Below are 21,650 nucleotides of genomic sequence, written 5' to 3' on the forward strand. Positions count from 1 at the left end.
TGGGAGGCAAGTGGCGCGAGAGCGATGGCGAAGAGGGTGATTCGAAGAGAGGGGCGGCGTTTGCCGCCGCTCGGCGCCTTGCGCAAATGAGCGGCAGCTGGACTGCGCTCAGTGTTGCGATGGGAATTCGAGGTAGAAGCGGGTGACCCGGTCCGGCGCTACTTCGACATCTGCAGCGCCCTGGTGCAGCGTCATGATCGAACGCACAATGGCAAGGCCCAGGCCCGTCCCGCCTTCACTGCGCGCACGGCTCTTGTCGACCCGGTAGAAGCGTTCGAACAGGTGCGGCAGATGTTCGGCGGGGATGCCTTTGCCGGGATTGCTGACACTTAGGCGCGCGCTGGAGCCGTACGTTGCAATGTGCAGGGTCACGGCCGAGCCCGAGGGGCAGTAACGAATCGCGTTGGACAGTAGATTGGAGATCGCTCGCTGGATCATCAGGCGATTGCCGCTGACGGTTGCCTCGCCCTCGATCTGCAGCTCCACACCAGCCTCTTCGGCGGAAAGGCTGAACAGATCGCAGACCCGCTCGGCTTCGTCGCGAAGGTTCACGCGCTCGAAATGCACCAGCTCCAGCGGGTGGCTGACGTGGGCCAGGAACAGCATGTCGGCGACGATGCGCGTCAGACGGTCGAGCTCCTCGGTGCAGCATTCGAGCACGTCGCGGTATTCCTCGGGGGAGCGGGTGCGCGTCAGCGCCACCTGTGCCTTGCCCATCAGGTTGGTGATGGGCGCGCGCAGCTCGTGGGCCAGATCATCGGAGAATTGCGACAACTGCTGCACGCCATCGTCCAGCCGATTGAGCATGACGTTGATGCCCTCGGCGAGGTTGCCCAGCTCCGCCGGCAGCCGCTCGGTGGGCAGGCGATGGTCCAGATTGTCGGTCGAAACTTTCGAGGCTACACGCAGGAAGCTGTTCAGCGGCTTGAGTCCCTGCCTGACCGTCCACCAGGCGAGGAACAGGATCAGTAGCAGCACGGAGGGGTAGGCCACGAGCGCCGTGCGGGAAATCGAGTTGAGCAGCTCCCGGTCCGATGTCCTGTCGATCGTCAGGTACACCACTACCGGGCTTCCGTCCTTGATGCTCAGCGCTTGCGCGACGCTCAGCATTGGGCGACCACCCTCGTCGCGCCACTCGTGAAAGTTCAGATCACGCCCCAGGTCCAGCGAGGGCGGGTTGAAAGCGACCTTCAGGGTGCCAATGGTCAGCAGGGGCTTCTGGCGATCCGACGGTGTGTAGATGTTGAGGAACATGTTGGTGTGCCCCAGCGCGAGATCCATCAGGATGTGTGGTTCGCTGCGAATCTCGCCGATCTCGCTCATCTGCGAAACGCTGTGGGCAACGCTGACCATCTTCGCTCCCAGGGTGGTCTTGACCGAGCGCTCCAGCCCTTGCGACAGCAGGAAATAGCAGACGACTGCCAGGGCGGCGACCAGGATGGCGGTCATCAGGCCCACATTGACGCCCAGCCGAGTGGCCAGGCTCATGTACGGTCCTCGAGCACATAGCCGACGCCGCGAATGGTGTGGATCAGCTTCGTCTCGAACGGGTCATCGATCTTCGCCCGAAGCCTGCGTATGGAAACGTCGATCACGTTGGTGTCGCAGTCGAAGTTCATGTCCCACACCAGCGAGATGATCTGCGTGCGACTGAGCACTTCGCCGGTACGGCTCATCAACAGCTGGAGCAAGGCGAACTCCTTGGTGGTCAGGTCGATGCGGTGATCACCGCGGAAGGCGCGATGGCGGCCAGGGTCCAGCTCCAGGTCGGCAACCCTGAACGTCGGTGTTTCGCTCAGGCTGTCGCCGCGCCGCATCAGGGCCCTTACTCTGGCCAGCAGTTCGGGGAACTCGAAGGGCTTGGTCATGTAATCGTCGGCGCCGGCATCGAGCCCCTTGATCCGGTCATTCAACCGGCTGCGCCCGGTGAGCATGAGGATACGAACGCGGCTGGTCTTGCGGATGAATTCGAGCACGCCCCAGCCATCGATGCTGGGGATATTCACATCGAGCAGGATAAGTTCGTAGTTGTTATGGCCGAATAGATGCAGTGCATCGACGCCGTTGGCGGCACGATCAACGATAAATCCGCTTTCGGTGAGACCTTGTTTGATATAGGAGGCGGTTTTTTCTTCATCTTCAACAACAAGTATCCGCATGAACGACACTCTGAAACGTTAAGGCGGGGTATGGCGGGTGCGTCATGTCCGTTGGATTGCCGGCGCACCGGGTATTGCGGATTGGCGCCCAGCCCATGAATGGGTTGTTGGCGGATTCTAGCGTGGAAGAAACTTACTTCGATAAATCCTACAAATTTGTAATTTGCCCATCACCTGGGTGATAACAACCGCCTCCCCGAAAGAGGGACTTATTACATTCGAATTCTTTCAAAATTGTAATCAACAGTTAATCCTACGGTTAGACATGGCCAGTAAGCATAGGTCGCTAACACCTGCACGCATTCTCTGAATAAAAAATAGTGGTGTTGATAGACCAACAAGAACTGCCATTGACCATGGAGCAATCATGTCCCGTATTCCATCCCTATCCCTTGTGGCTCTCTCCGCGCTTACTTGCATCAGCCCGATGGCTGGTGCAGCGGAAGCCGAAGAGGGCTTCGTCGAGGGCAGCAAGCTCTCGATCCTGAACCGAAACATGTACTTCAACCGTGACAACCGCAACGGCGAAACCGCGCCGGGCGGGGCCGGATACTCGGAGACCTGGGCCCATGCCATCATCGGCAAGTTCGAGTCGGGCTACACCCAGGGCACCGTTGGTGTAGGCGTGGACGCCTTCGCCATGATCGCCCTGAAGCTGGATACCGGCGATGGCCGTAACGGTGGGCGCAGCTCCTTCGACATGATGCCGGTGGACAGCGAAGGCAAGGCACGCGATGAATTCACCAAGGTCGGCGGCGCCGTGAAGGCGCGCGCCTTCGATACCGAAGTCAAGGTGGGCGATGTCTTCCCGGCGACGCCCGTCGTGGCATTTGGCGATTCGCGCCTGCTGCCCGAATCCTTCCGGGGTGTGACCCTGAGCAATACCAGCCTTGAGGGCCTGACCCTGCAGGGCGGTCGTCTGCACTCCATGAGCCAGCCGACCTCCAGCAACATGCGCGACCAGTTCGCCACCTTCTATGCGGGTCCGGTGGATTCGCCCTGGGTGGCTTACGGCGGTGGTGATTACGCGATCAACAAGAACGTCAGCGTGAGCCTGTACACCAGCCGCCTGAAGGATGCCTGGAATCAGCATTACTTCGGTGCCTACCTGGCCTATCCGCTGGCGGAAGAGCTGATGCTGATCGGCGACTTCAACTACTACAAGGCCGTCGACGAGGGCAAGAAGCTGCTCGGCGAGTTCAACAACAACATCTGGGCGGGCAAGGTTGGGCTGCAGTTTGGCGCCCATACCGTTTCCGTTTCTCACCAGCAGAACAACGGCAACGACGATTTCGACTACCTGCGCCAGTCGGACTCGATCTTCTTGGACAACTCCATCCAGTACAGCGACTTCAACTCGCCCAAGGAGAAGTCGTGGATGGTGCGTTACGACCTGGATATGGAGCGTTACGGCGTGCCCGGCCTGACCTTCATGACCCGTTACGGTCGCGGCAGCGATATCGACTACTCCAACGCCAACAGCGTTTATATGCGCCGCGATGCCGACGGTAATCCGCTGACCAACCAGAAGCGCTGGGAGCGAGATATCGAAGCCAAATATGTAGTGCAGACTGGACAGTTCAAAGACTTGTCCTTCCGACTGCGTCAGGCAACCACTCGTGCAACCCAGTTCGAGTCCGATCTCGATGAAACTCGTCTGATCGTGGAGTACCCGCTCTCGGTTCTCTGATCACTGAAATCACGGCAGGAAAGATGACAGGAATTTAATGTTGCCTCCATCTTCATGTCAGAGGGGAATCGTTAATATTTCTGTGCGATTCAACCTTTTTTGATTTTGTCGGCATTGTTCTGCCCGGTCGCAAGGCCGGGTTCTACCCTAGAGTTCACCTTTGAAGCTTAATTGCTCCTTTGGAAGAGGTGAATTTATTAGGCGCCCTTAACGGGCGCCTTTTTTTATGCCCCTGGCCAGGCCTTCGGCAGAGGTTTGCGTCAACGGCAAAGGCTAGTTAGAGGCCTGCATCACAGCACCGCTTACGGCGGTGGCACACACCACCAGCCATGCCGGTAGTTTCCACCACTGCAAAGCTGCCAGTGCCAGTAACGCCAGTATGAAGTCTCCGGTATCGAGAATCGCGCTGGTCCAGACCGGCTGGTAAAGCGCTGCAAGCAGCAATCCGACCACTCCTGCGTTTACACCCAGCATGCCTGCCTGCGCTCGTCGATAGCGACGCAGCCGTTCCCAGAAGGGCAGCGCGCCGGCGATCAGCAGGAAGGAGGGCAGGAAGACTGCCAGAAGATAGAGCAGCCCGCCGCCCCAGCCGGTGGGGCCGCTCTGCATCGAGGCGCCGAGGAAGGCAGCGAAGCTGAACAACGGGCCCGGTACCGCCTGGGTCGCGCCGTAGCCGGCGAGGAAGGTTTCGTTGCTGACCCAGCCGGGCTCGACGACCTCGGCCTGTAGCAGCGGCAGTACGACGTGGCCACCACCGAAAACCAGGGAGCCGGTACGGTAGAAAGCGTCGATTCGGGTCAGCACTGGGTTGGCGGTCAACGATGCGAGAACGGGCAGGATTAGCAGCAGCGCGACGAAGGCGGCCAGCCACAGCGCGCCGGTTCGAGCGCTGATGGGAATGCGCAGTGCTTCGTGCCCGTTGCTTTGCGCAGGTCTGAACAATATCGCGCCGACGGCGCCGGTCAGCAGGATGATCCCTACTTGCGTCCAGGCAGAGGCGGACATCAGCGCCGCAACCGCTGCCCCCAACATCAGCGTGATTCTGGGTGCATCCGGACACATGTTGCGGGCCATGCCCCAGACCGCTTGGGCGACCACGGCGACCGCGACGACTTTCAAACCATGCAGGGCGCCGGAGGGAATCCACTGCGCATGCTGGGACAGGCCCAGCGCGAAAAGAATCAGCACGACGGCCGAGGGAAGCGTGAAACCGACCCAGGCAGCCATGGCTCCGCCATAGCCTGCCCGGGACAGCCCGATGGCCATTCCCACTTGGCTGCTGGCCGGGCCTGGAAGGAATTGGCATAGCGCAACCAGGTCGGTGAAGGTTCGCTCTTCCAGCCAGCGCCGCCGCACCACGAACTCTTCGCGGAAGTAACCGATATGGGCGATCGGGCCACCAAAGGAGGTCAGGCCCAGGCGTAGAAAGGCGAGGAACACGCTGAGGGTGGAAGAGGCTGCGTTAGCCATGGGAGGTGTCAGTGTCCGGGGTGGAAGTCGAAACAGCACGATACCTGAGGCCGGTGAGAATTTCGTTGTGACGGCGAAGAGGAATATCAACTACGTCTCTGCAAGAATGAGCGCCCCTCGATAACTTGGAAAAGGCGGACATAGGCGTGACTCGCGATTCATTGGAGCGTTATCAGATCGCTGTTTACTTTGCTTCGGTTGGCTTGGCTGCCTTGGCGGGACTGCTGTCGCCAAGTTTCGCCGGCATCGCTACGGCGGCAATCAAGCCAATGATCGCGATACTCATGTACGCGATGTTCCTGCAGATCCCTTTTCTGGAGCTGCGCCAGGCGTTCGGCAATTGGCGATTCATGGGGCCCTGCTAACGGCAAACTTCGTGGTCGTACCGCTACTGGTCTGGCTGCTGACGCTGCCTGTCGCTGGAGATCGTGCTCTGCTGGTTGGGGCCCTGCTGGTCCTGTTGACGCCCTGTATCGACTATGTGGTGGTATTTACCCATCTGGGAAAAGGCGATTCACGGCTGGTGCTGGCGGCAACTCCGGTTCTACTGCTGCTGCAACTGATTCTGTTGCCGCTCTACCTTTCTCTCATGCTCGGCGGCGCTTCGGCTGTGGTCATCGACCTGATGCCCTTTGCCGAAGCGTTCGTGTTGCTGATCGTGGTGCCATTGCTGCTCGCCGTAATATCCCAGGCAACGGCCCAGCGCTGGAGTGCGGCTGCAAGCTGGAGTGCGGCCTGGGCCTGGATGCCGGTTCCCGCCATGGCGGGAGTACTGATCGCCGTGGTCGGGTCGCAAATCGCTACCGTGATTGGCCAACTGCAAACACTGGCGCCGCTGTTGCCGATATACGCCGCGTTCATGGTACTGGCCCCTGCGACCGGCGCACTTTGCGCGAAAGCCTGGGGATTGGCGATTCCAGAGAGACGGGCTGTGGCCTTTAGCGCCGCCACTCGAAACTCTCTGGTGGTGTTACCCCTTGCCATGGCGCTCCCGGAGTCAGTGCGCCTGATGGCAGCGGCTGCCGTGATAACTCAAACCCTGGTGGAGCTGGTGGGTGAGCTGATCTACCTGCGAGCCATTCCGGCATTGATCAGGGCCGGGCGGCCAGATGCCTGAAGCAGCTTTCACTACAGTCATGCGCCTGCCGGTAGGCTACTACTGGATAGACGCGCGAACCTTCAACCAGACAATTGCCAGCGCTGCAAGAACCAGCCATGGCAACAGCAGCAGATTCAGTGTCTGCCAGCCCAGCAGCTGCAGAAGGCCGCCAGCGCTGAAAGAACAGGCCAGGCCCACCGCGAAGATGGTCATGTCGTTGGTGGCCTGCGCCCGGCCTTTTTCGGCGGGGCTGTAGGTACTGGTGAGCAGCGTCGTCCCGCCGATGTAGAGGAAGTTCCAGCCCATACCTAACAGCACCAGAGCACTGGCAAAGGAGTTGAAGCCGGTCCCTGTCCAGGTCATCAGCACATGGGTGGCGAGCAGCAGCACGCCCAGCAACATTACCCACAACACTCCCAGGCGTGAGATCAGCGCACCTGTAAAGAACGAAGGTAGGAACATGCCCAGTACGTGCAGTTGGATGACGGTGGCGGCAGCGCCCAGACCATGCTGATGATGCACCATGGCGAGCGGGGTGGCGGTCATCGCCAGGATCATGATTCCGTAGCCAGTTGCTGCGCCGAAGAGCGACACCAGGTAGGTCGGCTGCCTCACGATCTGCCCCCAGGGGCGGCCTTGGTCGTGATCGATCTGCGCAATCTCTCCTTTGGGCATTTCAAGGAAGAACAGAACGCCCATTGCCACCAACGAAACCACCGCTAGCAAAAGGAACGAGCCCAGATAGAGCGGCTCCAGTAGCGGACCGCCGAATCGCCCCAGGGTAGGGCCAAGCAGCGCCGCGACGATGCCTCCACCCAGGACTAATGAAATCGCCTTGGGACGGAAGCTGTCGTTGGCGACCTCGCTGGCCGCGAAGCGATAGAACTGAGCGAAGGCCTGGTACGTGCCGACCAGGAAGGTGCCCAGCGCAAGTACCGCTAATGAGCCCATCCAGATGCCGAGCGCGGCGACCAGTCCGGCCAGTACACCCAGCGAGCTACCCACCAGAAAACCTGCACGTCTACCGACCAGGGTCATCCAGATGGACGCGGGGAACATGGCCACTGCGGTCCCCAGGAACATGCTGGCAATGGGCGTTGTGGCCAATTCCGGCCGGGAAGAGAGATGGCTGCCCGCCAAGCCGCCGACCGTCATCACCAGTACCGAAACGGTCTGGAACAAGGCTTGGGCGATGGCGAGGATGAGCACCTGGCGGTGCATGGATTGTCTGAACATTGCGGGGCCTGGGTTGGGTTCCGGAGGTCGTCTGCCGGAAGTGGCAGTGGCGACGATCAAGGAGTGGAAGTATTGGAATTGAGCGAATATTATTCAAACGAATAATCACTCGACTTGATCTCAGTATTTTTAATGGATCGGATTCCCATCGATATTCGCCACCTGCAAACGCTGATTGCCCTGCGCGACAGCGGCAGTGTGTCCAAGGCTGCGACCTGGATGCGTCTGACGCAGGGTGCGCTGTCCCACCACATCAAGGCGTTGGAGGATTTTTACGGCGTGTCATTGTTCGTGCGCAAATCCTCTCCCGTGATGTTCACGCCCGCTGGGCGGCGTCTGCTGGAAGCTGCGGACCAGGTCGTTCCCATCCTCAACCAGACCACTCGCGATCTGCTGCGCATGACTAGCGGCGTCAGCGGCACGCTGCGGATCGCCATCGAGTGCCACACCTGTTTCGACTGGCTGATGCCGGCGGTGGATGCATTCCGTGCGCGCTGGCCCGAGGTGGAGATCGATCTGGTGTCGGGTTACCACGCCGATCCGATCGGGTTGCTTCATCAAGGTCGTGCCGATCTCGCGCTAGTTTCCTGCGCGGACAAGGACGAGCAGGGTGTCGATTTTCATGGCCTGTTCCGCTATCGCCTTGTGGGGTTGGTGGCAAACGACCATGCGCTGTCGCAGAAGGCCCACCTGGAGGCGGAAGACTTCCGTGACGAAACCCTGGTGACTTACCCGGTGGAAGACGACGCCCTGGATGTTGTTCGCTTGCTGCTCCGCCCAGCTGGCATCAAGCCGGTCCGACGCACCACGGAGCTGACCGTGGCGATCCTGATGCTGGTCGCCACAGGGCGCGGGATAGCAGTATTGCCTCGCTGGGCCGTTCAGAGTTATCTGCAACGGCAATACGTGACCGCCAAACCGATTACCCGAGAAGGACTGACATCGGAAATCTGGGCAGCGACCTTGCCCTCCGAGAGCAGCAAGCCGTATCTGACGGAGTTCATTTCGCTGCTCAAGGAGACAACCGCGGCTGGTATCCCAGAGGTTGAGTTGATCGACTGAGTTTTTCCGAAAGATGCTTGCACTTGCTTCGTTAGCCCAGGAACAGATGATGAAGAGCAAATCCCATTGGGAGCGCGTGTATACCGAGAAAAGCGCCGAAGCAGTGAGTTGGTACCAGGAACATGCCGACAGCTCGGTTGCCTTGATCCGCCAGTTGGGTGTTAACCCGGCGTCTGCTGTCATTGATGTAGGCGGCGGGGCGTCAACTTTGGTGGATGATCTTCTGGGGTTGGGCTTCAACGATCTGACCGTCCTCGACATCTCGGCCTCCGCGTTAGCAGTAGCGAAGGCACGGCTTGGTACTAAAGCCTGCGATGTCCATTGGTTGGAGGCGGACATAACCCAGGTGGAGCTCCAGCGACACCAGTTCGATCTCTGGCACGATCGCGCTGTTTACCACTTTTTGACAGGGCCGCAGGATAGGCTGCGGTACCTCCAGGTAGTCGACCGCGCGGTGAAGCCCGGCGGCTTTGTCATCATCGGGACCTTTGCTGAGGACGGCCCTAAGAAGTGCAGCGGTTTGCCTGTAAGGCGCTACAGCGCGGAAGCTCTGCATGGGGAGTTCGGTGCCGACTACCAACTGCTGGGGCATGCTAAGGAAGACCACAGAACCCCCTTCGGGACGGTGCAGAAATTCCTCTATTGCTACTGCCGAAAACTGAGTTGAACACTGATATTTGCTTAATCCACGAGCGGGAAGTCTCCGTGTGATTGACGGCAGTAGCGCTGCAATAGGCGATTAGCTGCAGAACACCTGACAGCCATCAACCGGCATTTTTAGGTGATGCTCTTGCATTAAACATATGGATATACGTATATTCGATTTTGAATATGCGAGGTGCAGTCATGATCACTCCGCCCGAAGTCTTCAAGAGCCTGGCCGACGAGACCCGTGTTCGCGCCACCCTGCTCATCGCCAGTCTGGGCGAACTCTGCGTCTGCGAGCTGATGTGCGCGCTGGACGACAGCCAGCCGAAGATCAGCCGCCACCTGGCACAGCTACGCAGCAGCGGCCTGCTGCTGGATCGTCGCCAGGGCCAGTGGGTGTATTACCGCCTCAACCCCGAGCTGCCTGACTGGGTACACGAGATGCTGCAGGTCACCCTGCGAGCCAACGCGCAATGGCTGGCCGACAACACCCTCCGCCTGCAGAACATGGACGGCCGCCCCGTCCGTGATGCCGCCTGCTGCTGATCCCCTCGAGCGAGTCTTCCATGCTGGTCGCCGTTGCTGTCTTCGTCTTCACCCTCGTTCTGGTCATCTGGCAACCCAAGGGCCTCGGCGTCGGCTGGAGTGCCGCGCTGGGAGCGATCATCGCCCTGGCCGCCGGCGCGGTTTCGCTGCATGACATCCCGACCGTGTGGGCGATTGTCTGGAACGCCACCGCCACGTTCATCGCCGTCATCATCATCAGCCTGCTGCTGGATGAGGCCGGGTTCTTCGAGTGGGCCGCGTTGCACGTCGCGCGCTGGGCGAATGGCAGCGGCTACCGGCTGTTTGCCTTCTGCATACTGCTCGGCGCTGCTGTCTCGGCGCTGTTCGCCAACGATGGTGCTGCACTGATCCTCACGCCCATTGTCATGTCGATGCTGCTCGCCCTGCGCTTCTCGCCGGCCGCAACCTTGGCCTTCGTCATGGCTGCGGGCTTCATCGCCGACACAGCGAGCCTGCCGCTGGTGGTCTCCAACCTGGTGAATATTGTCTCGGCTGATTACTTCGGCCTGGGCTTTGCCGAGTACGCCTCGGTGATGGTGCCGGTGAACCTCGCCAGTGTCGCCGCCACCCTGCTGGTGCTGTTCCTGTTCTTCCGCCGCGATATCCCGAGGCAGTACGCGCTCGACGCGCTGAAGGAGCCGAAGGCGGCGATACACGACCGCGCCACCTTCATTGTCGGCTGGTGGACGTTGCTGGTGCTGCTGGTCGGCCTGTTCGCCCTGGAACCGCTGGGCATTCCGGTCAGCGCGGTGGCCGTTGCCTGTGCGGCCATTCTGTTTACCGTCGCCGCTCGCGGGCACCGCATCTCCACCCGCCGCGTGCTGCGCGAAGCGCCCTGGCAGGTGGTGATCTTCTCCCTCGGCATGTACCTGGTGGTATACGGCCTGAAGAATGCCGGCCTCACGGAGTTCCTCACCCACCTGCTCGACCACCTTGCCGAACAGGGTTTGTGGAGCGCTGCCATCGGTACCGGCCTGCTCTCGGCGCTGCTGTCATCGGTGATGAACAACATGCCCAGCGTGCTGGTCGGCGCGCTGTCGATCCAGGCCAGCGGTGCGGAAGGCCTGGTGCGCGAGGCGATGATCTACGCCAACGTGATCGGCTGTGACCTCGGCCCGAAGATCACCCCCATCGGCAGCCTCGCCACGCTGCTCTGGCTGCATGTGCTGGAGCGTAAAGGCATGCGCATCACCTGGGGCTACTACTTCAAGGTCGGCATCCTGCTGACCCTGCCCGTCCTGCTGATCACCCTTTCGGCCCTGGCGCTGCGCCTGAGCCTCTGACGTCCGCGTTGAGCGGAGGAGACCTCCATGCGAGTCCTGTTCATGTGCACGGCCAACAGCTGCCGCAGCATCCTCTCCGAAGCGCTGTTCAACCACCTGGCGCCGGAAGGCTTCGAGGCGGTCAGCTCCGGCAGCTTCCCCAAGGGCCAGGTGTTGCCGCGCAGCCTCACTACCCTGCAGCAGGCCGGCATCTCCACGGCGGACCTGAGCAGCAAGGGCAACGATGCCTTCGAAGGCACCCCGCCGGACATCGTCATCACCGTTTGTGACAAGGCTGCCGGCGAAGCCTGCCCGGTGTACTTTGGCCCGGCGCTCAGGTCCCACTGGGGACTGGAAGACCCGTCGGATATCGAGGGGGACGAGGCTTCGATCAACGCCGCCTTCCGCGCCACGCTGGCTCGCATCGAGCTGCGCTGCCGGGCCTTCTTCGGCCTTCCTTTCGCCACCCTCGGCCGCGACGAACTCAAGCGCGAGCTGGATCGCATCGGCGCTCTCTGAGCAGGAGGAAACATGTCCGAGCAACTGCCCAACCTCGACCTTTCGCTGTTCGACCTGCCGCCAGCGGCAACCCGCACCAGTGAGCACAAGCCACGCATCCTGCTGCTCTATGGATCTACGCGCGAACGCTCCTTCAGCCGCCTGCTGATTGAAGAAGCCTCGCGCTTACTGGAGCACTTCGGCGCCGAGACGCGCATCTTCAATCCTTCGGGCCTGCCGCTACCTGACGACGTGCCGGTGGAGCATCCCAAGGTGCAGGAACTGCGTGATCTGGTGCTGTGGTCGGAAGGCCAGGTGTGGTGCTCGCCGGAGCGCCACGGAGCGCTTTCGGCCGTGTTCAAGGCGCAGATCGACTGGATTCCCCTGGCACTCGGCGCCGTGCGCCCCACCCAGGGTAAGACGCTGGCGGTGATGCAGGTCTGCGGCGGCTCGCAGTCGTTCAACGTGGTCAACCAACTGCGCGTACTTGGCCGTTGGATGCGCATGTTCACCATTCCCAACCAATCCTCTGTGCCCAAGGCCTACCTGGAGTTCGACGATGCGGGGCGCATGAAGCCATCGGCGTACTACGACCGTGTAGTGGACGTGATGGAGGAGCTGGTGAAGTTCACCTTGCTGCTGCGTGATCGCCAGGACTTCCTAGTGGATCGTTATTCGGAGCGCAAGGAAAGCGCCGAGCAGCTTTCCGCCCGCGTGAATCAGCGCTCGATCTGAGGTCGCCATGCCCATCGAAATCAGACAAGCACGCCCTGAAGATGCGCCGGCAATCCAGCTCATCTACGCCCCCATAGTGGCTGGCACGGCAATCTCCTTCGAGGAGGTGCCGCCGACCATCGAGGAGATGCGGCAGCGCATCGCCACGACCTTGCAGAAGTACCCTTACCTCGTCGCGATGCGTGATGGACGCCTGGTTGGCTACGCCTACGCCAGCCAGCACAGAGAACGTGCCGCATACCGCTGGGCAGTGGATGTGACCGTCTACATCGCGGAGGGTGAGCGTCGCGCTGGAGTGGGTCGCAGCCTCTATGCCGAGCTGCTTCCAATCCTGGCCAAGCAGGGATTCAACGCGGCCTATGCTGGCATTGCGCTGCCCAACGCCGGTAGCGTTGGCCTGCATGAGCGGCTCGGATTCCGGCACATCGGCACTTTCCCTCAGGTCGGCTTCAAGCTGGGGCAATGGCATGACGTGGGTTACTGGCGCCGTGAGCTTGCTACGCAGAGCAATCTGCCTGACGAGCCTCGGCTGTTCCTGGAAATTGCGGGTTGAATCCACAGCCGATCTCTGCCCATCACGGTTACAAAGCGCGCTAGTCGTAGGTACGGCCGGAAATAATTAGCAGCGCCGTGGCCACACGAGAGACGCTTCTTTGGTCATCAGCAGACCAATTCGACTGGCTTGATTTTCTATTCCACATAAACGGCAACCTGTCGTCGCGTGTGATGGCCGTCCTTAGAGATTTCGCGCCGCGCCAGGAGATCTACTCGGTCGACGAGTGTTTCCTTGACCTGACCGGCGTGCCCGGCTCCTTGGCTGCCCAAGGCCGCAGGATCCGGGCCGAAGTTCAGCGTCTGGTAGGTATCCCTGTAGGGGTAGGCATTGCGCCGACGAAGACGTTGGCGAAGCTGGCCAACTGGGCGGCGAAAAAGCACACGCGCGGTGGCGTTGCAGTGATGACACGCCCGGAACAGATCGGCGCATTGCTGCTGCACGCCCCTATCAATGAGATTTGGGGAGTTGGGCGGCGACTGTTCGAGCAGCTGGGCGCCATGGGCATCATCACTGCCGCACAGCTCGCCGAGCAGGATCCGAAAGTGCTGCGACGACAGTTCAGCGTTTCGTTGGAGAAGACGTTGCGAGAGCTGCGCGGGGAAGTCTGTTATGCCCTCGAGGAGGGGCCGGCGCCGAAGAAGATGATTGCCTGCAGCCGCAGCTTCAGCGATCGGGTGACCGAGCAGGCGGCGCTGCGCGAGGCAATAGCCAGTTATGCTGCCCGGGCTGCGGAAAAGCTGCGTGCCCAGGGCGACTATGCCTGTGCGCTGCAGGTGTTCATCCAGACAGGGCAGTTCAACGATCGGGAGCGGCGTTATGCCAATGCGGCTACGGTGCCGCTGCTGACACCCTGTTCAGATACCCGCGACTTGGTCGCTGCCGCTCTGGCTGGCCTGGATCGCATATTCCGGCCGGGCTTCCGCTACATGAAGGCTGGGGTGGTGCTCATGGACCTGGTCGCCCCAGGCCTCGCCCAGGTCGACATGTTTGCACCGGCACCGCGGCCTGGCGGCGAACGGCTGATGGCAGTGATGGATCGGATCAATGCGGAGTTCGGACGGGGCACTCTTCGCCCAGGGCGAGTACCGCCGATTCCTGGATGGAGGATGAAACAAGAATTGAAGTCTCCAGGCTATGTTTCACGATGGGATGAAATTCCGTCGATATGTTGAGTAATATAGCTGCTCTAATCACATGGGAAGTTTATCTTGAAGAAGTCAGTAGTGGGAAGTGTGGTATTCGTAGCATGCGTTGTTGGCTATGGGGTTTATCTGGCGGCTGGAGCAGGGACTACCGCTGGAGGTTATTCCGCCATCAAGGATCTCAACGAATGCGCGCGCCTCTCGCTCAATATGCCCGGGTCTACTGAAAAAGCGAAAACGTTCCTGCGCGATATACAAACCAGATTGCCTGCAGAGTCGGCCGCGGCCAACGCTGCCCAGGGTGTAGTCGCTGCAACCGACGCGATGGCGGGTCATAAAACAGAGCAGCCAAGCCTCACAGCAGAGCTGCAAAAATGCATCGGAGATTTGAAGCGCGCAGTGGAGAACGCAGATAAAGGATAGTCGCTACAGCAGAGCGCCCTAAGCATGTCTGGGCGCTCTGAGAGTTACATAGTTGAGTCAGAGCTTCAAACCAAGGCGGCGATCAATCTCCTCATGATGAGCTTCTGCTAGCAACATATCTCTCGAAAAGTCCACCAGAGACACTTTTAGTCTGGTCCAGAGTTCAAGCTGTCTTTTGTTCATCTCGGAAGTGGTTAATTCGATCGTCCGAACAGCTTCGTTTAGTTCCTCGAATGCCATTGCGCATGTGGCAGTGGTCATTTTTCGGATATCGATGATGTCCGGTATCAAGTTTTGCTCAGACATACAGCTCGCTCCTGCGTAATGACAAACAGTCGCCTGGTTCAGGCTCTGAAAAGAAAGGCCACCCTGAGGTGGCCTTTAATTTATGCAGCAATCAATTGCCGCGCCAGTGCCATCTCAACCGAGTCACCGTCCTGGTTCAGCGAGTCGAGGCCTGACTCCGGAACGTCTCCCGACGTGCTCTGTGCCACGGCGATCTTCTTGGCCATCAGCTGCAGGCAGGTGATCTGCGAGCTGCCGGCGTAGCCGAAGAAGATGACGCGCACCGGGTGTTTCTGCCCGATTCTCCACGACCGCCGCGCCGCTTGTTGCAGCGTGTAGACGTTGTAGCCCGTCTGCAGGAACGCAATGGTCGGGAAGTCCAGGAGGTCCAGTCCAGTCTTGACCAGCTCTGGATTGGTGATCAGCACGTCGATGCCGCGGTCGACCTGGTCGAGGATCCAATCCTCGCGTCGTGCGGTATCTACCGTGGCCCTCAGCACAGCTACCTTCAGCCCCGCCTGCTTGAGAACCTTCTTCAGCCTGGACGTAGTGTCGCGCGTCCCACTGTAGACGGTGTATGCGAGGACCTTGCGGCCGTTCGCTTTTTCCTCGAGGCAGAGGTCCAAGAGCGCCTGCTCCTTGGGCATCAGTTGCTCGTCACCGAAGATCGCAGGAACGAAAGCTAGCGTTTCCCGGGTTCGAGGATGTTTGACCATCTCCGATCGGAAGCAGCAGTCCGGCCAGGCCAGCAGCACATTGAGCACCACACCCAGTAGGGTGGTGTCTCGCCGTGCCAAGGCCTGGCGGAGTTCAGTGGTCAACGTGGCAGCCAAGCGCTGGTAGGCCGAGGCCTGCTCCGGCGCCATGGGCACGTCGACGAACTCCTCCTGGTAGTCGGGCAGCACGTTGCCACCGATGTCCTTGAGCTTCAGGAACACGGTGAACGGCAGCACGAACCGGTGAATGCCTTTAGGGCCGAAGCCAGGGGCTTTCACCGTTCGTACCGAGAGCTTCTTGCCCTTGGCGGTCTTGTGCGAGTCCCCGTCGCGCTCGGTGTAGATGTCCTTCAGCACTCCGTGATCGCGCATGAACGACATAGCTGCAGGAGCCATGCTGCCGCGCGCGTTGGGTCGGTAGCCGTCCTCGATCATGCGCCGGGTGAGGATGCGGAACAATAGGTAGAACAGGTCGTCGGCATAACCGCCCATGAGTGTTCCGGTCAGCAACACGGATTTCCGTGCTTTGGCTGCCAGAACGCCCATGGCCTGGCCCTGGGCCGAACCACTGTTCTTGTACTCATGTCCCTCGTCCACCACCAGCAGGTCGAAGTATCCATCGGGTAGGTAGCGCTTGATGAATTCGGTCGGTTGGTAACCCCCCTCGCCGAACCCGAACTCGATGTTGGCCATCGACCGTTCCATGCGTTTGGCCTGGCGGTCGCTGAAGACGAAGTTGCCCTTGGCGTCCATCAGGTTGATGAACTCCGAGACGTTGTCCACCAGCATGGAGGCCAGGAAGTCCTCGCCGAAGTCGTTGAGCAAGCGCTCGGCCCTGACCGGTCCTATGGTGGGGATGCGGCACATTGACTTGAGAATCGTTGCACGCCGGTCACCACCATCGACCTTGCCAGGCCGCATGAGTGTCCAGAGGGCACCCTTGCAGGCAAGACAGGTGCGTCGGCGATCACTGCGTTCGAACTCCTCGACGGTGACCAGGTTGCCCTCCAGGTCCTCGAGGACCTGGCCGCAATCTGGACACGAAGCGAGCAGCAAGCCGCCGGCTGAGCGTTTCTTCCAACAGGCAAGCCGCCAGTGGAATCCCATCCGCATCCGGACGCGGCCGAGGATGAAGAACTCCTGGCGACCATCGTAGGCCTCGCCCATCTGGTCTCGTAACTTGAGCAACTTAACCAGAGTGTCCGGACCGTTGAGCACCCAGACGCGGGCGTTAGGGATAGTTTCCAGGATCTCCCGGCGCCACTTGTAGACCAGGTGAGGTGGAGAGATGACCATTGTTCGACGGTAACCTGCCGCGTGCATTACAGCTGATACAGCGATGGCCATCATCGTCTTCCCGGTACCCATCTCTGCGTTGATGACGCCAGCCTGCTCGTTGCGGTCTAGAAGCAGCGCCGCTATGGCTTGAACCACCTCAGCCTGGGCCGCGAAGGGCTTGCGCTTGAGGTTATCCATCACCAACTGGCGTTGCATGTTGTTGGCGCCGGCGTAGACCGGAGGGTTGGAGCGGTTGAGTGACGCCAGGAGCTCATCGCCGAACTCGTCGATGAAGTCAGTCAGGTTGATATTCAGTGGGGAAGCGGCCGAAGCGGCCGGTTGGGTCAGCGTGTTCATGTGCATCTCCTGCAGGTGATGAAATGCAGGGCATGCGTGTCCCCCTTCGGGTATCGGCATACCCTGCAGGGTGGTGTGGAGTTGGGGGCCGCGTAGGTGGTGGGTTAGTAATCGCTGGGGAGCAGCAAGGTGGTGGAGCTGCGGTCGGCCTCGGTGATGATCCAGATCCTGGACTCATCGCCGGCGTCGACATCGTAGCTGGAGAACAACCTGTCACCGTGCTTCAAGGCTTGCTGGTTGGTGTTCCAGTCCTCGTCGCAGAGATTCCCCCAGTCGCCTACCAGGTGGCGTTTGAGGTAGGTGGTGGGGTTGAGTTGGCCGATCTCCACCAAGTGGCTGATGGCAGCGGTCATCACAATCTGCCCCGGGAAGAACAGCGGTCCAGGTTCAGGCTCAGGCCGGGGAGTGTCGGCCACCTCTGTGGTCGCGGCGGATGAGCTGATGGTCAGCACGCAGCCATGATTCGCGGAGGAGGGCGTCATTTCCCAAGCCCTGATGATCGGTATGAAGCGGTCGGTGAGGATCCGCACCTCGGTGACGTTGCCGTCTTCGTCTTCGGTGAATTCGGTCTTGCGGACCTTGTCCTTATAGGTGTCACCCTTGACGACTAGGGTCCGGCCCGACCTCGAGCGCACAACGCCGGAGATCGCCCCGGCAGCTAGGGCTAGAGCCAAGTGCCAGCGGGAGAGCTCCCTGACAGGCGGGCGAGGCTGCAGGCCTGTCTGGCCGAAGTGGAGGCTGAAGTCAGGCCACAGGCCCCTTAAGCGTTGAATCTCGCCGGCGAACTGCTCTGGCTCCAGTGTTACTCGGTAGAAGTGCTCCAGCTCGTTTGTTGCCGGTAGGACCGCATAGGGCTCCCATGGCCAGCTGGCTGGAATCTCCTCAGCCTGGTCCAGGCCGGCGCCGATCGCCTGCAGGTGAGATCTAACCTGGCTGACGTCAGCCCTGGCCAGGTCCTGCCGACGTACCCGGATGCCGAAGATCACCACCTGCTTGAAGGTGGGATCCGCGGCGCCGTAAACGCGCAGGGCGGTGAAGTGGTTGCTCAGCCATCCAGTCAGCTCGTCGTCCAGCACATAGTGAGGAACGATGAGCACCATCACGCCGCCGTACTGCAGTAGCGGGAGACAGCGCTGGTAAAAGGCCTTCTCCAGCCGCCGGCGGCCGCTTCCTTGGTACTGGGATGCACCTGAGTGGTCCGCCACCAGGTCACCATAGGGTGGGTTGAGCCAGAGCAAACCGAACGACTGCCGGCTGATCAGGGTGTCGAAGAGGTCGCTGTGCAACACCCGGTCGAGAATGCCACGGGCATGGTCGGCGCGTTCGCGGTCATATTCGACGGCGAACGCTTGGACCTGGTCGCGGCCCAGAACATGGGCTGCCTCAGCCAGGGCAACGCCCTCTCCAGCGCACGGATCGCAGATCCTCATCCTGCCCGAAGGGGCGGGAATGAGCGCCTGCAGGGCGCGTTCGAGTGTGACTTCGTCAGTGGGGTAATAGCCATTGCGGGCGAAGTTGCGCGCCAGGCGCGGAAACATGAGTGCCATGGGGCTTCCTTGAGTCGATAGTTGGAGCTCAGGCCTGGGCCTGAGCATCGGTGGTGAGTTCGCCGCGGCGGATCAGCTCTCCGAGGGAGGGCTCGAGCACGTCGAGCTGGAGAGTGAGGCGCCAAGCGCAGACGTTGCCGATCGCCCCGGGCAGGGCGGTCAACATCTGGTGCTGGATGAGGACTCCCATCACCGGCTCGCGCCAGTGTGGGAGGAGGGGCAGCGGACAGGTTTCCATTACCAGCGGCCAGAGCCGGTGGTGTGGATCCTCCTCGCGCTCCAGGAGCGCGAAGGCGAAGTGATTGGCCTGGTCGGGCGTCGAGGCGCGACGATCAAACAGCCAGAGATGCAAGAGGCTGCCGAACAGAGTGCCGCGGAACTGCCTTGTGGTGCGTTTTTCGAGCAGCTCCTGGTTGGGGAAGACAGGTAGGCGCCGACCGTCCACGATGACGTGGAACTGGTCGATCCCGCTCTCCTCCCGACCAAGCGTCAGCCTGGCCAGAAACTCCTGCAGTACGGTGTCGCGTCCCCAGGCGGAAAGGAACACCAGGTTGCGCTGCTCATCGCACACGCAGGCGTCGACGAACAGGTCAGGGAGCTCCTCGATCTGGAAGAGCTTGGTTGGACTGGGCATAGCGATCCTCCGAAGGAGGGCTGCCCGCCCCAGAGGGGCGGTGAAGCCCCTTGGGGTAGGTCCAGGTGGTGTTGGTTAGCGTCAGCGGACGCTCTTGGTAGCGGGGCAGAAGACCAGGCCGTTGGCCTCATGGAGAGGGCCTTGGCCTGCGAGGAAAATCATCTGCAGATACTGCGAGCGAAGTGCGACTGCAGCTTCAGCCTGCTCCAGGGAGAGGCCGAGTTCTTCGATGAAGAAGTCGACCATCTCCTCGTCGCAGGACACTTCGTTGTTGGACAGCTGGTCCTCGACGTTGCTGAGGATTTCCGGGGTCAGGCTGGCGAAAATGGCATTCATGGTGAGCTCCTGTTGTGGTTGCAAGGAGCTCCCTGAGGGAGCCCCTCAGGGTGGTCGGTTGGTGTTCAGGCTTGGTGATGCTGCCGAAGCTGCTCTCGCCAGACCAGGTTCACTCCGAAGGTGGCCATGTCGAGAAAGTCGAGGGGGCAGCCGTAGTAGTAGGGTCCCATCGACTCGCTGATGGACTGGCTTCCCCAATAGCCGTTGCTGACATCGAGGAGGTCGAGGTTGATGAAGGTGAAGCTGTCGCCTTCCAGGTTGCCATTGATTAGGCCCGCGACGTGAAGAGTTAGCTTCACTACGGTCCAGAGCTCATTGCCGACAACGGAGTGAGCAAGGATCTCCCTGTCACGCGAGAAGGTGGACGATGCTGCAAGCAGCTCGCGTAGAAGCTGCTCCTTGGATCGATGTGAAAATAGCCAGCCCATGGGTGCTCTCCTCTGTTAGGCCGAGACTCCCTTGCCGGGAGTACCCGGCTGGGTGGTGGCGTCAGATCAGAGGCTGACGCGGTTGAAGCGGATGCATCGATCCAGCCGCTGGGTGAGCCGCAGGGTATATTCCTGTGCCTGCGCACCGGAGACACTCCAGGGAGTATCTCCGCCCGGGTCTGCTGGCTGCTCGCCCTGCGCTGCGCGGATACGCAGCTGGGCGATGGCCAGGTCGACCATCGACCGATCGTAAAGCGCGATCACGAAGAGATCCGCGAGGTCTTCCGCACCCACTTCGCGTAACGAGCTGGATGCCTGCAGCAGCAGGTTGGAAAACTCAGTTAAGGCGTAAAGCTGGTTCATGGCGTTCTCCTGTTCCAGACCTGGAGTTTGAAGTCCAGGGAGTACCCGAGCTCGCCCAAACGTGCGCACTGCGCGCGCAAGCGTTGTCGGTCAACGGTGGGGTCTAGTTTCACGGTATCGGCCAGGGGCCAGACCGTGCCGAAGAGTTCTTCGTCTGGTGATTCATCACTGTTCGGTGCGGCCGGTGCAGCGGGCTTCATGCCGAACGGTTCATCGGAGTCGGCTGGTGCCGCAATCAATGTGGACGTGCGGGCAACTGGCTGCTGAGCCTTCGACGGCTTCACCGCCGGCGGCGAGCTCTCCTCCTCAAGGGGATCGAGCACGGTCGTCGACAGCTGCTCTTCGTCTTCGGCGCTGAGATTGGTTACATCGTCCAGGCTCATGCCGCCGAGCTCGGCCCTGATCTCGACAACCAGTCGTCCACCGTGGGTGTAGTAGGACGGGCGGATTTGCGTGATTGCAAAATCGCCCTGGTACTTACCCTCCGTGTACTGGTCCAGGCCGGGGTCCTTGATGACGAATTCGCCAATGGAGGTCACCAGCCGCCCCACGTTGAATGGGCCGTTGCGACCTGTGATGGTGCGGATGGCCAACTGGCCAGCGATGCTGATCATGTTGTCTGCCTATGGAAAAGGAAGTCCCGCCGGCGGCGGGACTGTAGGTGGTTGTGAAGCTAGTCCTGGTCGACCTCGGGGGAGGTTTCGTCCAGGAGCTCGACGTGGAGGTAGGGAGGTTCAGACTGGGGCCGGACGACAGTGAGCGAGAGTGAGATCCACACTCGTTCACGACCGACAGGCTGTTTGTGTACGACGGCGAAGACGAACTTTTCCGCATCCGGTGCGAGCTTCAGCTCGTACCATGCCGCTTGCACCACACTGGCCAGGCGCAGGCTCATCTCCCCAACCCGGTTCGGGTTTTCAAGATAAACCGCGCTGAGCCAGGCGCTGTTGCTCAGCACGACCGGGTACTTCAGGTACGCAGCAGTTTCCTGCGTCTTGGGGTTTGCCGGGACAGGCATTCGAGGTCTCCTACAGGTGCGGGGAGGCCTCATCCGCGGGGAAGGGTCCCCGCGTGGGTGGTGGAAGATGCACTCCATCAACAAGTGATGCGACCGCGCTACCGAGTGCTTGGCGGTCTTGGGGGGGGTTAGCGCTTGCGC

At 60.8% G+C, this 21,650-nt stretch carries 23 protein-coding genes and 1 pseudogene; 11 read left to right on the forward strand and 13 right to left on the reverse strand.

The genetic code is table 11. From position 1 onward, the window contains the following. Positions 1-108: 108 nt before the first annotated feature. Both FG99_RS30215 and FG99_RS30220 read right to left on the reverse strand, forming a co-directional pair. Complete coding sequence (locus tag FG99_RS30215) at positions 109-1,488, reverse strand: heavy metal sensor histidine kinase (protein WP_043273932.1); 1,380 nt, start codon at positions 1,486-1,488, stop codon at positions 109-111. After that, the gene (locus tag FG99_RS30220; RefSeq protein ID WP_043273934.1) at positions 1,485-2,159 is read right to left on the reverse strand and encodes a heavy metal response regulator transcription factor; all 675 of its coding nucleotides are present in this window, start codon (positions 2,157-2,159) and stop codon (positions 1,485-1,487) included. The genes FG99_RS30215 and FG99_RS30220 overlap by 4 nt, the downstream gene beginning before the upstream one ends. A gap of 427 nt (positions 2,160-2,586) precedes the next feature. Here FG99_RS30220 and FG99_RS30225 point away from each other — a divergent pair, with 427 nt between their 5' ends. Continuing rightward, positions 2,587-3,849, forward strand: a complete 1,263-nt coding sequence (locus FG99_RS30225) for an OprD family porin (RefSeq protein WP_236175246.1) — start codon at positions 2,587-2,589, stop codon at positions 3,847-3,849. A 273-nt stretch (positions 3,850-4,122) separates the two neighbouring features. Here FG99_RS30225 and chrA read toward each other — a convergent pair whose 3' ends face one another. Further along, the gene (gene chrA, locus FG99_RS30230; RefSeq protein WP_043273936.1) at positions 4,123-5,319 is read right to left on the reverse strand and encodes a chromate efflux transporter; all 1,197 of its coding nucleotides are present in this window, start codon (positions 5,317-5,319) and stop codon (positions 4,123-4,125) included. 146 nt (positions 5,320-5,465) lie between these two features. Here chrA and FG99_RS30235 point away from each other — a divergent pair. Further along, positions 5,466-6,436: pseudogene (locus FG99_RS30235) on the forward strand (arsenic resistance protein). Positions 6,437-6,475: 39 nt separating this feature from the next. Here FG99_RS30235 and FG99_RS30240 read toward each other — a convergent pair. Then, positions 6,476-7,654, reverse strand: a complete 1,179-nt coding sequence (locus FG99_RS30240) for an MFS transporter (protein ID WP_043273938.1) — start codon at positions 7,652-7,654, stop codon at positions 6,476-6,478. 132 nt (positions 7,655-7,786) lie between these two features. Between FG99_RS30240 and FG99_RS30245 the strand changes: the two genes are divergently transcribed. The 9 genes from FG99_RS30245 (at position 7,787) to FG99_RS32380 (ending at position 14,547) form a co-directional block, all read left to right on the forward strand. Further along, complete coding sequence (locus tag FG99_RS30245; protein WP_043273939.1) at positions 7,787-8,716, forward strand: LysR family transcriptional regulator; 930 nt, start codon at positions 7,787-7,789, stop codon at positions 8,714-8,716. Positions 8,717-8,765: 49 nt separating this feature from the next. Next, positions 8,766-9,383, forward strand: coding sequence for a class I SAM-dependent methyltransferase (locus FG99_RS30250; protein ID WP_043274015.1), 618 nt, complete (start codon positions 8,766-8,768; stop codon positions 9,381-9,383). 179 nt (positions 9,384-9,562) lie between these two features. Continuing rightward, positions 9,563-9,910 (forward strand): metalloregulator ArsR/SmtB family transcription factor, encoded by a 348-nt coding sequence (locus tag FG99_RS30255; RefSeq protein ID WP_043273940.1) that lies wholly within the window; start codon positions 9,563-9,565, stop codon positions 9,908-9,910. 20 nt (positions 9,911-9,930) lie between these two features. Then, a complete protein-coding gene (locus FG99_RS30260) occupies positions 9,931-11,214 on the forward strand; it encodes an arsenic transporter (RefSeq protein ID WP_043273941.1) in 1,284 nt (427 codons plus the stop codon). A 27-nt stretch (positions 11,215-11,241) separates the two neighbouring features. Further along, on the forward strand, positions 11,242-11,712 hold the full coding sequence (locus tag FG99_RS30265; RefSeq protein WP_043273942.1) for an arsenate reductase ArsC: 471 nt from the start codon (positions 11,242-11,244) through the stop codon (positions 11,710-11,712). Positions 11,713-11,724: 12 nt separating this feature from the next. Further along, positions 11,725-12,426, forward strand: coding sequence for an arsenical resistance protein ArsH (arsH, locus tag FG99_RS30270; protein WP_043273944.1), 702 nt, complete (start codon positions 11,725-11,727; stop codon positions 12,424-12,426). 7 nt (positions 12,427-12,433) lie between these two features. Beyond that, on the forward strand, positions 12,434-12,979 hold the full coding sequence (locus FG99_RS30275) for an arsinothricin resistance N-acetyltransferase ArsN1 family B (protein WP_043273945.1): 546 nt from the start codon (positions 12,434-12,436) through the stop codon (positions 12,977-12,979). A 77-nt stretch (positions 12,980-13,056) separates the two neighbouring features. After that, entirely contained in the window at positions 13,057-14,154 is a 1,098-nt protein-coding gene (locus tag FG99_RS30280; protein ID WP_051879428.1) for a DinB/UmuC family translesion DNA polymerase, read from the forward strand. 36 nt (positions 14,155-14,190) lie between these two features. Continuing rightward, on the forward strand, positions 14,191-14,547 hold the full coding sequence (locus FG99_RS32380; RefSeq protein ID WP_139093078.1) for a hypothetical protein: 357 nt from the start codon (positions 14,191-14,193) through the stop codon (positions 14,545-14,547). 57 nt (positions 14,548-14,604) lie between these two features. On the opposite strand, the gene FG99_RS30285 is transcribed toward FG99_RS32380, so the two are convergent. The 9 genes from FG99_RS30285 to FG99_RS30325 form a co-directional block, all read right to left on the reverse strand. After that, the gene (locus FG99_RS30285; RefSeq protein WP_051879430.1) at positions 14,605-14,853 is read right to left on the reverse strand and encodes a hypothetical protein; all 249 of its coding nucleotides are present in this window, start codon (positions 14,851-14,853) and stop codon (positions 14,605-14,607) included. A gap of 80 nt (positions 14,854-14,933) precedes the next feature. Next, the gene (locus FG99_RS30290) at positions 14,934-17,183 is read right to left on the reverse strand and encodes a DEAD/DEAH box helicase (protein WP_141678394.1); all 2,250 of its coding nucleotides are present in this window, start codon (positions 17,181-17,183) and stop codon (positions 14,934-14,936) included. Between the two features lie 104 nt (positions 17,184-17,287). Further along, positions 17,288-18,730 carry a DUF6094 domain-containing protein gene (locus tag FG99_RS30295; RefSeq protein WP_043273949.1) on the reverse strand — a complete coding sequence of 481 codons (1,443 nt, stop codon included), beginning with the start codon at positions 18,728-18,730 and terminating at the stop codon, positions 17,288-17,290. A gap of 28 nt (positions 18,731-18,758) precedes the next feature. Continuing rightward, complete coding sequence (locus FG99_RS30300) at positions 18,759-19,364, reverse strand: hypothetical protein (protein WP_043273950.1); 606 nt, start codon at positions 19,362-19,364, stop codon at positions 18,759-18,761. A gap of 81 nt (positions 19,365-19,445) precedes the next feature. Further along, on the reverse strand, positions 19,446-19,700 hold the full coding sequence (locus FG99_RS30305; RefSeq protein WP_043273951.1) for a hypothetical protein: 255 nt from the start codon (positions 19,698-19,700) through the stop codon (positions 19,446-19,448). 65 nt (positions 19,701-19,765) lie between these two features. Further along, complete coding sequence (locus FG99_RS30310; RefSeq protein ID WP_043273952.1) at positions 19,766-20,128, reverse strand: hypothetical protein; 363 nt, start codon at positions 20,126-20,128, stop codon at positions 19,766-19,768. Between the two features lie 66 nt (positions 20,129-20,194). Continuing rightward, positions 20,195-20,491: a hypothetical protein gene (locus FG99_RS30315; RefSeq protein WP_043273953.1), complete on the reverse strand. Its 297-nt coding sequence runs from the start codon at positions 20,489-20,491 to the stop codon at positions 20,195-20,197. After that, on the reverse strand, positions 20,488-21,105 hold the full coding sequence (locus FG99_RS30320; protein ID WP_043273954.1) for a DUF3275 family protein: 618 nt from the start codon (positions 21,103-21,105) through the stop codon (positions 20,488-20,490). Before FG99_RS30320 ends, FG99_RS30315 begins: the two co-directional genes overlap by 4 nt. 59 nt (positions 21,106-21,164) lie before the next feature. Further along, positions 21,165-21,509 (reverse strand): hypothetical protein, encoded by a 345-nt coding sequence (locus FG99_RS30325; RefSeq protein ID WP_043273955.1) that lies wholly within the window; start codon positions 21,507-21,509, stop codon positions 21,165-21,167. Between the last annotated feature and the right edge of the window lie 141 nt (positions 21,510-21,650).

The sequence above is a fragment of the Pseudomonas sp. AAC genome (assembly GCF_000725445.1).
In the GTDB taxonomy this organism is placed as follows: domain Bacteria; phylum Pseudomonadota; class Gammaproteobacteria; order Pseudomonadales; family Pseudomonadaceae; genus Pseudomonas; species Pseudomonas citronellolis.

Excerpts from the sequence above, each read along its gene's own strand:
- FG99_RS30275 (WP_043273945.1), top strand. The coding sequence starts at position 12,434 with ATGCCCATCGAAATCAGACAAGCACGCCCTGAAGATGCGCCGGCAATC.
- arsH (WP_043273944.1), top strand. The coding sequence starts at position 11,725 with ATGTCCGAGCAACTGCCCAACCTCGACCTTTCGCTGTTCGACCTGCCG.
- FG99_RS30215 (WP_043273932.1), bottom strand. The coding sequence starts at position 1,488 with ATGAGCCTGGCCACTCGGCTGGGCGTCAATGTGGGCCTGATGACCGCC.
- FG99_RS30285 (WP_051879430.1), bottom strand. The coding sequence starts at position 14,853 with ATGTCTGAGCAAAACTTGATACCGGACATCATCGATATCCGAAAAATG.
- FG99_RS30225 (WP_236175246.1), top strand. The coding sequence starts at position 2,587 with ATGGCTGGTGCAGCGGAAGCCGAAGAGGGCTTCGTCGAGGGCAGCAAG.
- chrA (WP_043273936.1), bottom strand. The coding sequence starts at position 5,319 with ATGGCTAACGCAGCCTCTTCCACCCTCAGCGTGTTCCTCGCCTTTCTA.
- FG99_RS30320 (WP_043273954.1), bottom strand. The coding sequence starts at position 21,105 with ATGATCAGCATCGCTGGCCAGTTGGCCATCCGCACCATCACAGGTCGC.
- FG99_RS30290 (WP_141678394.1), bottom strand. The coding sequence starts at position 17,183 with ATGAACACGCTGACCCAACCGGCCGCTTCGGCCGCTTCCCCACTGAAT.
- FG99_RS30265 (WP_043273942.1), top strand. The coding sequence starts at position 11,242 with ATGCGAGTCCTGTTCATGTGCACGGCCAACAGCTGCCGCAGCATCCTC.
- FG99_RS30245 (WP_043273939.1), top strand. The coding sequence starts at position 7,787 with ATGGATCGGATTCCCATCGATATTCGCCACCTGCAAACGCTGATTGCC.
- FG99_RS30250 (WP_043274015.1), top strand. The coding sequence starts at position 8,766 with ATGAAGAGCAAATCCCATTGGGAGCGCGTGTATACCGAGAAAAGCGCC.
- FG99_RS30305 (WP_043273951.1), bottom strand. The coding sequence starts at position 19,700 with ATGAATGCCATTTTCGCCAGCCTGACCCCGGAAATCCTCAGCAACGTC.
- FG99_RS30300 (WP_043273950.1), bottom strand. The coding sequence starts at position 19,364 with ATGCCCAGTCCAACCAAGCTCTTCCAGATCGAGGAGCTCCCTGACCTG.
- FG99_RS30220 (WP_043273934.1), bottom strand. The coding sequence starts at position 2,159 with ATGCGGATACTTGTTGTTGAAGATGAAGAAAAAACCGCCTCCTATATC.
- FG99_RS30315 (WP_043273953.1), bottom strand. The coding sequence starts at position 20,491 with ATGAACCAGCTTTACGCCTTAACTGAGTTTTCCAACCTGCTGCTGCAG.
- FG99_RS30325 (WP_043273955.1), bottom strand. The coding sequence starts at position 21,509 with ATGCCTGTCCCGGCAAACCCCAAGACGCAGGAAACTGCTGCGTACCTG.
- FG99_RS30260 (WP_043273941.1), top strand. The coding sequence starts at position 9,931 with ATGCTGGTCGCCGTTGCTGTCTTCGTCTTCACCCTCGTTCTGGTCATC.
- FG99_RS30295 (WP_043273949.1), bottom strand. The coding sequence starts at position 18,730 with ATGGCACTCATGTTTCCGCGCCTGGCGCGCAACTTCGCCCGCAATGGC.
- FG99_RS30255 (WP_043273940.1), top strand. The coding sequence starts at position 9,563 with ATGATCACTCCGCCCGAAGTCTTCAAGAGCCTGGCCGACGAGACCCGT.
- FG99_RS30310 (WP_043273952.1), bottom strand. The coding sequence starts at position 20,128 with ATGGGCTGGCTATTTTCACATCGATCCAAGGAGCAGCTTCTACGCGAG.
- FG99_RS30240 (WP_043273938.1), bottom strand. The coding sequence starts at position 7,654 with ATGTTCAGACAATCCATGCACCGCCAGGTGCTCATCCTCGCCATCGCC.